The organism is Polaromonas sp. (assembly GCF_012927415.1).
In the GTDB taxonomy this organism is placed as follows: Bacteria; Pseudomonadota; Gammaproteobacteria; order Burkholderiales; family Burkholderiaceae_C; genus Polaromonas.
In genome coordinates this window covers 1-13221 of record NZ_JABBPF010000028.1, presented here as the reverse complement: position 1 = coordinate 13221, position 13221 = coordinate 1, and the positions used below count along the sequence as shown (strand labels likewise).

Annotated in this window: 13 protein-coding genes and 2 rRNA genes; 9 read left to right on the top strand and 6 right to left on the bottom strand. The window is 58.6% G+C overall.

The features are described from left to right. Positions 1–447: ABC transporter substrate-binding protein (locus HHJ19_RS02995; RefSeq protein WP_296903920.1), on the bottom strand; the 447-nt coding region annotated here is incomplete at its 3' end. A 264-nt stretch (positions 448–711) separates the two neighbouring features. On the opposite strand from HHJ19_RS02995, the gene HHJ19_RS02990 reads away from it, so the two are divergent. The 9 genes from HHJ19_RS02990 to HHJ19_RS02950 all read left to right on the top strand — a co-directional run bounded on the left by HHJ19_RS02990 (position 712) and on the right by HHJ19_RS02950 (position 10142). Beyond that, positions 712–1503 (top strand): sulfite exporter TauE/SafE family protein, encoded by a 792-nt coding sequence (locus HHJ19_RS02990; RefSeq protein WP_296903918.1) that lies wholly within the window; start codon positions 712–714, stop codon positions 1501–1503. A gap of 45 nt (positions 1504–1548) precedes the next feature. After that, on the top strand, positions 1549–3378 hold the full coding sequence (locus HHJ19_RS02985) for a nitrite/sulfite reductase (protein ID WP_296903916.1): 1830 nt from the start codon (positions 1549–1551) through the stop codon (positions 3376–3378). A gap of 38 nt (positions 3379–3416) precedes the next feature. Next, positions 3417–3815 (top strand): DUF934 domain-containing protein, encoded by a 399-nt coding sequence (locus HHJ19_RS02980; protein WP_296903914.1) that lies wholly within the window; start codon positions 3417–3419, stop codon positions 3813–3815. Positions 3816–3825: 10 nt separating this feature from the next. Continuing rightward, entirely contained in the window at positions 3826–4611 is a 786-nt protein-coding gene (locus tag HHJ19_RS02975; protein WP_296903912.1) for a phosphoadenylyl-sulfate reductase, read from the top strand. After that, a complete protein-coding gene (cysD, locus tag HHJ19_RS02970) occupies positions 4608–5540 on the top strand; it encodes a sulfate adenylyltransferase subunit CysD (protein WP_296903910.1) in 933 nt (310 codons plus the stop codon). Before HHJ19_RS02975 ends, cysD begins: the two co-directional genes overlap by 4 nt. Continuing rightward, the gene (locus HHJ19_RS02965) at positions 5540–6856 is read left to right on the top strand and encodes a GTP-binding protein (RefSeq protein ID WP_296903908.1); all 1317 of its coding nucleotides are present in this window, start codon (positions 5540–5542) and stop codon (positions 6854–6856) included. The genes cysD and HHJ19_RS02965 overlap by 1 nt, the downstream gene beginning before the upstream one ends. Before the next feature lie 173 nt (positions 6857–7029). Beyond that, positions 7030–7359 (top strand): ferredoxin FdxA, encoded by a 330-nt coding sequence (gene fdxA / locus HHJ19_RS02960; protein WP_296903906.1) that lies wholly within the window; start codon positions 7030–7032, stop codon positions 7357–7359. Positions 7360–7417: 58 nt separating this feature from the next. After that, the gene (locus tag HHJ19_RS02955; RefSeq protein ID WP_296903904.1) at positions 7418–8518 is read left to right on the top strand and encodes an NAD(P)/FAD-dependent oxidoreductase; all 1101 of its coding nucleotides are present in this window, start codon (positions 7418–7420) and stop codon (positions 8516–8518) included. A gap of 325 nt (positions 8519–8843) precedes the next feature. Then, positions 8844–10142, top strand: coding sequence for a cytosine permease (locus HHJ19_RS02950; RefSeq protein ID WP_296903902.1), 1299 nt, complete (start codon positions 8844–8846; stop codon positions 10140–10142). Here the strand turns inward: HHJ19_RS02950 and thiD are convergent. The 5 genes from thiD to HHJ19_RS02925 all read right to left on the bottom strand — a co-directional run. Further along, positions 10087–10971: a bifunctional hydroxymethylpyrimidine kinase/phosphomethylpyrimidine kinase gene (gene thiD / locus HHJ19_RS02945; protein ID WP_296903900.1), complete on the bottom strand. Its 885-nt coding sequence runs from the start codon at positions 10969–10971 to the stop codon at positions 10087–10089. The two genes, HHJ19_RS02950 and thiD, sit on opposite strands and share 56 nt — an antisense overlap. Next, complete coding sequence (gene thiE, locus HHJ19_RS02940; RefSeq protein ID WP_296903898.1) at positions 10968–11639, bottom strand: thiamine phosphate synthase; 672 nt, start codon at positions 11637–11639, stop codon at positions 10968–10970. Before thiE ends, thiD begins: the two co-directional genes overlap by 4 nt. Then, the gene (thiM, locus tag HHJ19_RS02935) at positions 11627–12466 is read right to left on the bottom strand and encodes a hydroxyethylthiazole kinase (RefSeq protein ID WP_296903896.1); all 840 of its coding nucleotides are present in this window, start codon (positions 12464–12466) and stop codon (positions 11627–11629) included. The genes thiE and thiM overlap by 13 nt, the downstream gene beginning before the upstream one ends. Positions 12467–12747: 281 nt before the next feature. Further along, positions 12748–12860: ribosomal RNA gene (rrf, locus tag HHJ19_RS02930) — 5S ribosomal RNA — on the bottom strand. Positions 12861–13025: 165 nt separating this feature from the next. Beyond that, positions 13026–13221: ribosomal RNA gene (locus tag HHJ19_RS02925) — 23S ribosomal RNA — on the bottom strand; the annotation flags it as partial.

Genomic DNA, 13221 nt, shown 5'->3' with positions numbered 1-13221 from the left:
GGCGGCCTGCATATAGGTGCTGGGGCGCAGCCGGAAGGTGTAGCGGTTGCCTTTGTCCCAGACCAGGGCGTCGCTCAAGGGCTCGCTGGCAATATATACCCGCCGGTTTTTCTGCGCATGGTCGGCCAGCGCAAGCCCGACGTTGGACAAAAAGCCGCCCGCCAGAACGTCGACTTTTTCCTTGGAGGTCAGCTCAATGGCGTGACGCAGCGCCTCCTCGGGTTTGCCGCCGTCATCCCGGGCAATCACTTCGATCTTTCGCCCGAGCAGGCCACCAGCCACATTGATTTCTTCCACGGCGAGCTGCCAGCCCTGGCGGTACGGCTGGGTGAACTGCGGCATGGTCGAGTAGCTGTTGATTTCGCCAATCTTGATGGGTGTATCCGAGGCGGCGTGCGCGCCCGCCACCAGGACCAGCAACCAGCCCCCCAGCAGCACGGAATTCATGAATTTCAAGGTTTTCTCCAGAAGTAGACGTTTCGGTGCGCGGGTCGAGCGAGTGCGCGAGCCGGCGTCGTCAAAAAAACAGACTGTACCGCGAAGCTGACTGGCCCGTGGCTGCGTCATCGGGGCGCGGAACCTTGAGTTCAGGCAGCCGCGCCGCTGAATCTGGCGCCAGCCCGCATGAACACTGGCAAATAAGCTTATCCGCATAAAGGAAGAACAAATCTGTAGTTTGGTTTTATAAGCGGCGCCATTACATTTTCCGCCATGCATGATTTTGCTTTTGTGTTCGCTGGCTTTGCCGTTGGCCTCGTGGTGGGACTGACCGGCGTGGGCGGCGGCTCGCTGATGACGCCGCTGCTGATCTTTGTCTTCGGCGTTAAGCCGCACCTGGCTATTGGCACCGACCTGCTTTTTGCGGCCTTCACCAAAATGGGCGGCACCGTGAGCCTGGCGCGCGCCCGGGTGATTGATTGGCGTATTGTCGGGCAGACCGCTTTGGGCAGCATCCCCGCAGCACTTCTCACCCTGTATTTGCTGCAGCGTCTCGGCCCCGCCAACCCGGCCACCCAGGCGCTCATGACCACGACATTAGGCCTGGCGCTGCTGCTGACGGCCAGCGCCACGCTCTACAAAGTGCTGCGCGGCAAAGTGTCGCCAGCGCAGATCGCGCCTGAATTGATTGCCCGGGCCACGCGCGCTCGCCACTGGGCCTTGCCGGTCCTGTTTGGCGCCGTGATCGGCACGCTGGTGACGCTCACCTCGGTTGGCGCCGGCGCCATCGGCGTGATCGTGCTGATGCTGCTGTACCCGGCCCTGCCTCTGCCGCGCATTGTGGCGGCGGACATTGCCCATGCGGTGCCATTGACGCTGGTGGCCGGCCTGGGCCACGCCTCGATTGGGTCGGTCGACTGGCCTTTGCTGGTCAAGCTGCTGGCTGGCTCACTGCCTGGCATCTGGCTGGGCTCGCAACTGATGCGCAAAACGCCTGAACGCGTCATCCGTTCTTTGCTGTCCGTGCTGCTGGCTTACGCTGGCGTAAAACTTATTTCCATCTGATTTCCATCCAATTCCCCAACGACTTTCATTTGACCTTCAACATCCATGTACCAATACACCGAATTTGACCGCCAGTTTGTGAAAGCCCGTGCCGGCCAATACCGGGACCAGCTGACCCGCTGGCAGGACGGCCAGCTGTCCGAAGACGAATTCAAGCCGCTGCGCCTGCAAAATGGCTGGTATGTGCAGCGCTATGCGCCCATGCTGCGCGTAGCCGTGCCCTATGGCGAGCTCTCCAGCAACCAGCTGCGCGTGCTGGCCAAAATCGCCCGCGAATATGACCAGCCGAATGCGGCTTTGCTTGAACAAGCGCAAGCCACCCAGGACAAGCTGGGCGCCATTCCGCTGAAAAACGGCCAGACTGTGCATACCAGGCTGACCAAAGGCTATGCCCACTTCACTACCCGCACCAACGTGCAGTACAACTGGATTCCGCTGGACAAGTCGGCCGACGTGATGGACCTGCTGGCCAGCGTCAACATGCACGGCATCCAGACCAGCGGCAACTGCATCCGCAACATTACCAGCGATGCGCGCGCCGGCATTGCTGCCGACGAAATTGCGGACCCCAGGCCGTTTGCCGAAATCATGCGCCAGTGGAGCACGCTGCATTCGGAGTTCGCTTTCCTGCCGCGCAAGTTCAAGATCGCCATCAATGGCGCCGTCGAAGACCGCGCGGCCATTGCCTGGTACGACGTCGGCCTGCAGCTGCTGCGCAATGAAGCGGGCGAGCTCGGCTTCAAGGTGCTGGTCGGCGGCGGCATGGGCCGCACGCCAGTGATTGGCACCGTAGTGCGTGAGTTTTTGCCCTGGAACCAGGTCATGAACTACCTCGAAGCGGTGATTCGTGTCTACAACCGCTACGGCCGGCGCGACAACGTCTGGAAAGCCCGCATCAAGATCCTGGTGAAGGCTGAGGGCCAGCGCTACATCGACCAGGTTGAGACCGAATTTACGCAAATCATTGAGCAGGACGGCGCGCCTCACCTCATCACACAACAGGAATTCGACCGCGTGGCCGCCTGCTTCGAGCCGCCCACGCTCAGCTGCCCCCGCAAGACGGCAGATGCCGAGATGGCGAACCTACTGCGCGCCGCAGCGGAAGACGACATCGAGTTTGGCCGCTGGCTCAAGCAAAATGTGGCCTTGCACAAAAACCCCGACCTGCGCGCCGTGTCGCTGTCATTCAAGCGCCTGGGCCAGGCACCTGGCGACGCCACGGCCGAGCAGCTCGACATCGCGGCCGACCTGGCCGACCGTTTCAGCGCCGGTGAAGTCCGTGTCACGCATGAGCAGAACCTGCTGTTGCCCTGGGTGCGCTTCGCCGAGCTCCCCGAGCTGTGGCGCGCGGCCCGCAAGGCCGGCTTTGCCCGCCCCAATATCGGGCTGCTGACCGACATGATCACCTGCCCCGGCGGTGATTTTTGCTCGCTGGCCAACGCGCGATCAATTCCGATTGCTGAAGCCATCACCGAGCGCTACCAGGACCTGGACGAGCTGCACGATCTGGGCGAGATTGACCTGCACATCAGCGGTTGCATCAATTCCTGCGGTCACCATCACAGCGGCCACATCGGCATTCTCGGCGTCGACAAGGACGGCAAGGAGTGGTACCAGGTGTCACTGGGCGGCGCAGATGGCTCGAACTTGTCTGGCGCGGCCACGCCGGGAAAGACCGTTGGGCCGTCGTTTTCTGCCGCTGAAGTTCCCGAGGTGATTGAAGCCGTGCTGGACACCTACCGTCAGCTGCGCGAAGGCCGGGAAACCTTTATCACGACCCTGCGCCGAATCGGCAACGACCCGTTCAAGGCCGCCGCCAATGGCGCGCGTTTCAGCGCCAGCCGCGCCGAATCAGCCGAAAAATGTGTCGCCTGAGGCGCCGTTACTGTTGTCCTGAAAAGTAGGTAATTACTATGAAATTAATAGCTGTCAATGCCGATAAAAACTGGACAAATGACCAAAATGTCACTGTTTTAGCGAATGACGCCAACCCGCTCGAGCTGTCGCTGGATGGGGTTGATCGCATCGACCTGAATTTCCCCAAGTTCACCGATGGCCGGGCTTTCAGCCAGGCGTTTTTGCTGCGCCGGCGCCTTGGGTTCAGGGGAGAGATCCGCGCCACCGGCGATGTACTGGTCGACCAGTTGCCGCAAATGCAGCGCAGCGGTTTTGACGTGGCCGTGCTGCGTGCTGATCAGGACCCCGCCGTTGCGCAGCGCGTACTGGCCAGCTACCCCGGCTATGAAGTCGGCAAATACCAGGGCGATGCGCAAGACACGCGTCCGCATTTCATCACCGCTGCCACTGTCTGAAAGCCAAAACATGGGTGCCATCTCCCTTTACGCCAGGCCGTCGCCGGATTTTGCGCAAAAGCTCGCGTACAGCCTGGCGCTGCTCAAATCTGCTGCCGCCGCTTACTCACCCCTGACCCAGGCTTCCAGCCTCGGTGCTGAAGACATGGTGGTCACTCATTTGCTGCACGAAGCAGGCATCGACGCCAGCATCTTTGTGCTCGATACCGGGATGCTGCATGTTGAAACCGTGGCGCTGGTTGCCCGCATCGAAGCGCGCTATCCGCTCAAGGTGGCGGTTTACCGCCCCGATGCCACCGTCGCCGCAGCCTTTGTACGGGCCAACGGTGCCGAGGCCATGTACAAGAGCCTGGAATTGCGCAAGCAGTGCTGCCATATCCGCAAGATGGAGCCACTGGAGCGCGCCCTGACTGGCAAAAGAGGCTGGCTGACCGGCTTGCGCCGCGAGCAATCCACAGCGCGCGCCGAAGTGCATGACGTCGAACAGCAGGAAGACCGCGCCAAGATCAATCCGCTTGCCGCCTGGACCTGGGGCGATGTCTGGCATTACATCTCGCAAAGCGCAATTCCCTACAACCCGCTGCATGACCAGTTTTTCCCCAGCATCGGTTGTGCGCCCTGCACCCGGGCGGTGACGCTGGGCGAGGATTTCCGCTCCGGCCGTTGGTGGTGGGAGCAGGAAAGCGCCAAAGAGTGCGGCCTGCACGTTGCCGCCGACGGCAGTCATGAAGCCGAAGAACCCGCCGCATTTGAACCGCTTTCCAGCATCATCCCCACCCGAGAAATACCCGCATGAACGCTAGAGCAGAACCTCAATTGCTGGCCACGCTGAGCAATTCCCACCTCGATGCGCTCGAGGAAGAAACCATCTTTATCCTGCGCGAAGTCGCTGCCGCCTTCGAGCGCCCGGCGCTGCTGTTTTCGGGCGGCAAGGACTCCCTGGTGATGCTTAAGTGTGCCGAGAAAGCTTTCGGTGTCGGCCGCATACCTTACCCGCTACTGATGATAGACACGGGCCACAACTTCATCGAAGTGACCGATTTCCGTGACTTGCGCGCCAGGGAACTGGGCGCCGAGCTGATCGTGCGCAATGTCGAGGACTCGATGAAACGCGGCACCGTGCGCCTGGCCCATCCGGGCGAGTCGCGAAATGTGCACCAGTCGGTCACGCTGCTGGAGGCGATTGACGAGTTTCGCTTCGATGCGCTGATCGGTGGTGCGCGCCGCGACGAAGAAAAGGCGCGCGCCAAGGAGCGCATCTTTTCGCACCGCGACAGCTTCGGCCAGTGGCAACCCAAGGCGCAGCGCCCTGAACTGTGGACACTGTTCAACACCCGGCTGCAGCCGGGCGAACATTTTCGCGTGTTCCCGATTTCCAACTGGACCGAGCTTGACGTGTGGCAATACATCGAACGCGAGCAGATCGCCCTGCCCTCGCTCTACTATGCGCACCAGCGCGAGGTGGTGGAACGTAAAGGGCTCTTGGTGCCGGTAACCGAGCTCACAGCCGCGCGTGATGGCGAACAAGTGATTGAAAAAACTGTGCGTTTTCGAACTGTCGGCGACATCACCTGCACCTGCCCGGTTGACAGCACGGCCGCTACCGCCGCCGAAATCGTGATCGAGACGCTGGCTGCCGACGTGAGTGAACGCGGCGCTACGCGCATGGACGACAAAACCTCGGACGCTTCAATGGAAAAGCGTAAGAAAGACGGATACTTCTGATGAGCACTATTGATTTGATAGCTGGCAATGCCCGAATAGCCGAGACTACGGGCCAGAATGACCCTCGTTCCGCGTTGAAATTCATCACCTGCGGTTCAGTGGATGACGGCAAAAGCACCCTGATTGGCCGCCTGCTGGTGGACAGCAAGGCGGTGCTACAAGACCACCTTGCCGGTGTACAGCGTGCGGGCGTCACCGACCTGGCCTTGCTGACCGACGGTCTCTCGGCCGAGCGCGAGCAGGGCATCACCATTGATGTGGCTTACCGCTACTTCGCCACCGAGAGCCGCAAATTCATCATTGGTGATGCGCCCGGCCATGAGCAATACACCCGCAACATGGTGACCGCAGCCTCTAGCGCGGACGCTGCCGTGGTGCTGGTCGACGCTACCAAGCTCGACTGGAAGAACCCGGCGATGGAATTGCTGGCGCAAACCCGCCGCCATTCGCTGCTTGTCAATTTGCTGCGCGTTCCCTCCATTGTGTTTGCCGTGAACAAGCTTGATGCCGTTGAAGACGCCACACTGGCGTTCAAGAACATCAGTGCCGCGCTACAGGCATTCTCCAGTGCTGCAAAAATTCCGGTCAAGGCAACGGTGCCGGTATCGGCGCTCAAGGGTTACAACGTCGTCGACGCAAAGCCCGGCTGGTGCAGCTATGAGGGTCTTTCGCTACTCGATCTGCTGGAAACGCTGCCAAGTACTGTGGCAGACACCGCCGAGCCGTTTGCCTTCCCGGTGCAATGGGTCGAGAAAACCGCATCTTCCTCGTCTGACACCTCGCAAGGCCGGCGCGTCTTCTGGGGCCGCGTTGCCACCGGCGGCGTGCAGCCTGGCCAGACCGTGACCATTCTTCCGAGCGGACAAAGCGCCGTCGTGGCGCAGGTACTCGACCACACCCGCCAACCCAAGTCTGTGCTGGCCGGACACAGTGCGGGTATCGTGCTGGATCGCGAACTAGATGTGTCGCGTGGTGACTGGCTGCTGGCAGACGACACTTTCATGCCATCACGCGAGCTCTCCGTTACCGTCGCCTGGATGGACGACGAGCCGCTGGTCGCAGGCCGCATTTACTGGGCATTGCAGGGCCATCGCTGGGTCAAGGCCAAAATCAAGCGCATCGTCCACAAACTCGATGTCAATACTTTGGCCGAAGAAAATGCCAGAGAACTGCCCCCCAACGCCATCGGCCATATCGAGCTAAGCCTGCAGGAGCCGCTGGCAACCCTGCCCTATGCCCGTTCGCGTGTCCTTGGTTCGCTTGTGCTGGTCGATACCGCCTCGCACAAGACCTCGGGCGCCGTGCTCGTTTTGTAGCTTCACCTTTTTAAACCCCTGGCGAAAGCGTTTAAAGCACAACTTGCACAGGCATGATTTTTTTAACTCCCTGCCTTCGTAACCCGTAGATTTACAACGGTATGAGTTTCATCAACTTGACTTGTGAAGCATTGCCCTAAAATCCAAGGTTTTCACCGACTAGCCAAAACAACATGACACACGTCGTTTCCGATTCCTGCATCCTCTGCAAATACACCGATTGTGTGGATGTTTGCCCAGTCGACTGTTTTCTCGAAGGCCCGAACATGCTGGTGATCGACCCGGATGAATGTATCGATTGCGCGGTGTGCATTCCCGAGTGTCCGGTCAACGCGATCTATGCCGAGGAAGATCTGCCGTCAGATCAGCTGCATTTCACCAAGCTCAATGCCGAGCTGACTAACGCGCCTGGCTGGAAAAGCATCACCAAACGCAAGGAAGCCTTGCCGGATGCCGAGGAATGGAAAGACAAGACCGAAAAATTGTCCAAATTGGTACGCTGACCCGTCGCATTGCCCTCAATTCACCGCCGATCGATTTCAAAAAAGCACGTCAAAAAACATGGAACCTCAATTGATTCAAGAAGTGATCAACACCGCAGCCCAGCATGACGGCCCCATCGAAACCGATGCCGTCATTGTGGGCGCAGGGCCGGTCGGCCTGTTCCAGGTGTTTGAGTTGGGCCTGCTCGAGATCAAGGCCCACGTCATCGACTCGCTTGCCTACCCTGGCGGGCAGTGCATTGAGCTTTACCCCGACAAGCCAATTTATGACATTCCCGCTGTGCCGGTCTGCACTGGCAAGGAGTTGACCGACAACCTGCTCAAGCAAATCGAGCCCTTTGGAGCGACCTTTCATTATGGCCAGGAAGTCAGCGTTGTTGAGAAGCAAGAGGATGGCCGCTTCTTTGTTGAAACCTCCAAAGGTACGAAATTCCTGACCAAGACGATCTTCATTGCTGCCGGAGTGGGCGCTTTCCAGCCCAAGCTGCTGCGGGTCGAGGGGCTGGAAAAGTTTGACAATAGCCAGCTGTTTTACCGCGTCAAGAATCCGGCCGACTATGCAGGCAAGAATCTGGTAATCGTCGGTGGCGGAGATTCCGCTCTTGACTGGGCCTTGAATTTTGTCGCCGAAGGCCCGAACAAGGCGGAAAGCGTCATCCTGATTCACCGCCGCGACGGCTTCAAGGCGGCCCCTTCCAATGTTGCCAAAATGAAGGAGCTTTGCGATGCTTACGAGATGCAGTTCATCGTCGGCCAAGTCACAGGTTACGACGAAAAAGACGGCGTGTTGACCGGTGCCAAAGTGACCGGTGCCGATGGCGTGACCCGCGTGGTTCCTCTGGATGTCATGCTTGTGTTCTTTGGCCTTTCACCCAAACTCGGGCCGATTGCGCACTGGGGTCTGGACATCGAGCGCAAGCAGCTCAAGGTCGACACCGAAAAGTTCTCAACCAGTATTTCTGGCATCTTCGCGGTCGGTGACATCAACACCTATCCTGGCAAGAAAAAACTGATTTTGAGCGGTTTTCACGAGTGCGCGCTGGCCGCGTTTGGCGCTGCGCCCATCATTTTCCCGGACAAGAAAATTCACCTGCAGTACACCACGACCAGCCCTAAACTGCACAAAGTGCTGGGTGTGGAGTCTCCGATTTTCGACTGACGGTCATTGGCGACGGTTTATTCGGGCCCGCTTCATGCGGGCCTTTTTGTTGGCAAATCACTCTCACTTTTTCCACGTCGTTCCTGCCCTCTCCAGACTTCAGCGGGGGTGAAAGCTCCGCGAGGAAAGCCCTCTACAATTCCAGCTGTGTTCGCAAGAGCACTTTCGCTGGGCTTATGGTTGCTGCAATGTAAATGCGGTGACCGAGAAATTGTCTATGAACCTGATTGAGGTAAGCCTCGCGCGGGGAAGCATGTTCCGTACTCCGCTGCATTCAACCGCGGCATCCTGCATGCCGCCCTGCCATTGACGAAGGGAACTGTTGATGGCCTCCACTTCCGCGTCTCCAGGCGGTGATAACTCCGCGCTCATACCCCTGCCGGCGGGCGAACGGCTGTTCGGCTGGCGCGATCATGCGGCGCTATGGCTGAGCCTGGGCGTGGGTCTGCTAGTCATGCAGATCGGCGCTTACCTGGTGCCGGCGATTGGCACCCAAGCAGCGATGCTGGTCATTGTCTGCGGCTCGGTGCTTGGCGCGGGCTTGCTGGCCTGGACGGCCAAAATCGGCTGCGACAGCGGCCTGTCGAGCGCCGGCCTGATGCATGCCACTTACGGCAGCAGCTTTGCACGCGTGCCTGTGCTGCTCAACATCGTGCAGCTTATAGGCTGGACCACCTTTGAGCTGGTCGTCATGCGTGACGGCACGCTGGCAATCGCGCGGCAGTCCGCAGGTTTTACAGGAAGCTTGTGGCCAGTGCTGACGACTTTATTCTGGGGCGCTGTGCTGCTCGCCTTGCTGTCGGGTTCCATGGTCAAACTGGTGCGCAAATTTATTGGCCGCTACGGGCTGCCGCTGGTCATTGCCTCCTTGCTTTGGCTGAGCTGGCAGTTTCTCTCCAGAGCGAACGCCCAAGGCTTCAGCGATTTGTGGCACCGCGCTGGTGACGGCAGCATGAGCACGTTCTCGGCTCTTGATCTGGTCATCGCCATGCCGGTATCCTGGCTCCCGCTGGTTGCTGACTTTTCACGCCACGGCCGCGACGGCAACAACGCGCTGCGCGGCACATGGCTCGGCTATGCCGTGGCGAACATCTGGTGTTATGCGTTGGGTCTGCTGGTTGCGCTGACAACGCCCAGCACAGATCTGATTACAGCGCTCTTGCTGGCGCAGGGCGGACTTCTGGCGCTGGGACTGATTCTGATCGACGAGGTAGACAACGCCTACGGCGACCTTTACTCCGGGTCGGTGTCCGGCCACAGCCTCAAGCCCGGCTGGAGCGTGCGACGCTGGGGCATGGCGCTGGCGGTGTTATGCACCGCACTGGCGCTGGTGCTGCCCATGCACAGCCTTGAGCCGTTCCTGCTGATGCTCAGTTCGATGTTTGTGCCGCTCTACGGCGTCATCCTGGCTCGGTTGGCCGGACAGGTCGATGTAGCGTCGCTCGTGACAGAACGCCGGGTCAACTACAGCGCGGTCATGATCTGGTTATTGGGTGTTGCCTGCTACCATCTGTGCGCGCAACTCGCCCCCAGCTGGGGCGCCGCCTTGCCCACGCTGATGCTGACTTTTATACTGGCCCGGGCCACCCGCTCGAGTCCTTCACGTCTGAGCGCAGCGGTTTGAGTCGCATGATCTGAGGTGCATGGCTGTGGTTCAATGGCCCGCTTCCGGCACCGGTGCGCACTTTCGCGCCCGCCTCCAGCGCAGCGCGCACAAAGGCACGCGCCGCCAGTACCGCTTCCAGCAAGCTGGCTCCCAGCGCCAGGTACGCAGCGATGGCGGACGATAACGTGCAACCGGTGCCATGGGTGTTTGTACTGTAGATGCGAGGCGCACGCATCCAGTGCACTGTACCGGTATGCGTCACCAACAAATCGCTCACCACCGTCCCGGCCAGATGCCCGCCCTTGAGCAACACGGCCCTTGCGCCCATGCCCAACAATTCTTGCGCTGCCGCTTGCATCGCCTGTTCGCTGTCCAGCGGCCGACCGACCAGCAACGAAGCTTCATCCAAGTTAGGTGTTACCAAGATGGCTCGTCTGAACAGTTGGCTTACCAGCTCAGCAATAGCCGGATTGTCAATCAGGACGGCACCGCTGGTGGCAACCATGACCGGATCCAGTACCACGTTTGGAAGTGCATGGCGGTCAATCGACTGAGCAACTGTCTGCACGATATCCGGAGCATGCAGCATTCCTATCTTGACGGCATGCAGACCGATGTCTTCGAGAACCGCATCAATCTGATCGCGCAGCATCGCGGGCGGGACGCCATGAATGGCCCGCACGCCCAGCGTGTTTTGGGCAGTCAGGGCGGTAATCGCCGTCATGCCGTAGCAACCCAGCGCTGCAAAGGTTTTCAGATCGGCCTGAATACCGGCACCACCTCCACTGTCGGACCCGGCGATGGAAAGCACGCGGGGATACTCAAATTCAAAAGTGCCATCAATCACCGACTTCTCCACCAAGTTCGTCGTGCATTTATCTCCTCATCACACAATGATCTGAAGCGTGACGCGGCGGCCTGCGGGTCGTCTGCCGCGCATAGCGCGCTGACTACGGCGAGACCATCGGCCCCGGCACGCAACACGTCACCCGCATTGCCCGCGTGAATGCCGCCTATGGCGACCAGCGGCAGCGCAGTGGCGGCGCGCACCCTGGCCAAGCCGCTCAGGCCCCAGTCAGTCTTAGTGTCTGTTTTGGTGGCCGTAGCAAAAATTGGACCGACGCCAAGATAATCCAGGGGCAACCCGGTGCTCTGCCGCACGTCTTCGATGGACTCAACTGACCAACCGATAAAAATATCCGGTAGCAGCAGCTTGCGAGCGTCGGACACCGGCAAATCATTTTGCCCTAGATGGACGCCGTCGGCACCACAGGCCATTGCAATGTCAATACGGTCATTGATTATCAGCGGTACATGGTGCGGTGCCAGTAGCCTTTTCAGCATCAAGGCTTGCGCCAGGAACTCTCGGCCAGGCAGGTGTTTTTCGCGTAGCTGTACGCAGCTGACCCCGCCCCTTACAGCCGCGCTGACAACGTCAGCCAAAGGTTGACCGCGCATCAGCAACTGATCCGTGACCATGTAAAAGCGCAAAACATCCGGGTCTAGCCTTGCCACACAGTCACTTTCATCCTGAGACGGCTTTCGAATGTGGCCTGATCGAGCAATTGCAGTTCATCAATCAAGCTAACAGCCATGCTGCCCACGCCCAGACCTCGTACTTGAACTTTCTCCGCCGCCACCTCACCTGCAATTGCAAGTAAGGCCATGGCGGCCGTGGTTGCACGCCAGGCATCAGGTTGCACGGCACAGAATGCGCCGATTAATGCAGTAGCTGAACAACCGACGCCAGTGATTCGCGTCATCCAGGCATGGCCATTGAACAAGCGTGCCAAACGGTTATGGTCATCAAGCACATGGTCAACCTCACCACTGAAACACACGACGCTTCCGCTACGATTCACCAAAGTCTTCGCTGCAGCCAATGCATCGCTGGCTACAGCACTGCTGTCTATGCCCCGCGTTGAGACGGCAAAGCCAGCTGTACTCATGATTTCAGAACAGTTGCCACGAATTACAGTGGGAAAGGCGACAGCCAATAAACGCTCCAGCGTTCTGTTCCGATAAACTGTCGCGCCAGCTCCCACCGGGTCAAACACGGTAGGAATGCCACGTTCCTTGGCGGCCGCGAGCGCCAGCATCATACTTTCAACCCAATAGGGATCAAGCGTACCAATATTGAGCGCCAGCGCGTGGGCAATGCAAACCATCTCGCACACCTCTTCGTGGGCATGGGCCATCACGGGCGATGCGCCTGCAGCGAGTAGCACATTGGCATTGAAATTCATCACCACCAGATTGGTGATGCTATGCACGAGTGGCGAGCGTTCGCGGACCGCGAGAATGTCCGCCCAGAGATTTTCAGAAGAAAGAATGGAACGCATTTTTGTGAAGTGTAATTAAGCGCCCAAATTTTTTTGTTTAAACACTTAGGAAAACGCAACAACGCTCATACCATGTACGGCAACTACATAGCATCAATTATATCTTTCCAAATTAAAATAAAATTCGCAGAAATTTCAAGTCTACAACCCGGAAATCATATCCAGCATGATGCACCATCACCTCAACATCTGAAGGGAAGAGATTTTTTGATGAAGTGGTTGTGAAACGGAAAAACCCCCAGTAGATCACGCGATCCACTGGGGGTTTTCTGGCTATAAGAGCCTGACGATGACCTACTTTCACACGGGAATCCGCACTATCATCGGCGCTAAGTCGTTTCACTGTCCTGTTCGGGATGGGAAGGAGTGGTACCAACTTGCTATGGTCATCAGGCATAACTTGTTGACGGATTGTTCCCGAGGGACAACCCATCGAATTTATAGAGCAAATCAGCTTTAATTTAGATGGTTGCACAGCTCTTTGTTCGAACTGCGTCTTTTGAATGCGTCAACTTGGCATAACAACCTTGAACCTGTCTGTTGAGACTGTCAAAGTTATAGGGTCAAGCCGCACGAGCAATTAGTACAGGTTAGCTTAACGCATTACTGCGCTTCCACACCCTGCCTATCAACGTCCTGGTCTTGAACGACTCTTCAGGGGGCTCAAGGCCCCGGCAGATCTAATCTTGAAACGAGTTTCCCGCTTAGATGCTTTCAGCGGTTATCTCTTCCGAACTTAGCTACCCGGCAATGCC

Bases quoted from the DNA above. Each gene is read 5' to 3' on its own strand.
- cysD (WP_296903910.1), top strand. From the start codon at position 4,608: ATGAACGCTAGAGCAGAACCTCAATTGCTGGCCACGCTGAGCAATTCC.
- HHJ19_RS02990 (WP_296903918.1), top strand. From the start codon at position 712: ATGCATGATTTTGCTTTTGTGTTCGCTGGCTTTGCCGTTGGCCTCGTG.
- HHJ19_RS02980 (WP_296903914.1), top strand. From the start codon at position 3,417: ATGAAATTAATAGCTGTCAATGCCGATAAAAACTGGACAAATGACCAA.
- HHJ19_RS02985 (WP_296903916.1), top strand. From the start codon at position 1,549: ATGTACCAATACACCGAATTTGACCGCCAGTTTGTGAAAGCCCGTGCC.
- fdxA (WP_296903906.1), top strand. From the start codon at position 7,030: ATGACACACGTCGTTTCCGATTCCTGCATCCTCTGCAAATACACCGAT.
- HHJ19_RS02955 (WP_296903904.1), top strand. From the start codon at position 7,418: ATGGAACCTCAATTGATTCAAGAAGTGATCAACACCGCAGCCCAGCAT.
- HHJ19_RS02950 (WP_296903902.1), top strand. From the start codon at position 8,844: ATGGCCTCCACTTCCGCGTCTCCAGGCGGTGATAACTCCGCGCTCATA.
- thiM (WP_296903896.1), bottom strand. From the start codon at position 12,466: ATGCGTTCCATTCTTTCTTCTGAAAATCTCTGGGCGGACATTCTCGCG.
- HHJ19_RS02965 (WP_296903908.1), top strand. From the start codon at position 5,540: ATGAGCACTATTGATTTGATAGCTGGCAATGCCCGAATAGCCGAGACT.
- HHJ19_RS02975 (WP_296903912.1), top strand. From the start codon at position 3,826: ATGGGTGCCATCTCCCTTTACGCCAGGCCGTCGCCGGATTTTGCGCAA.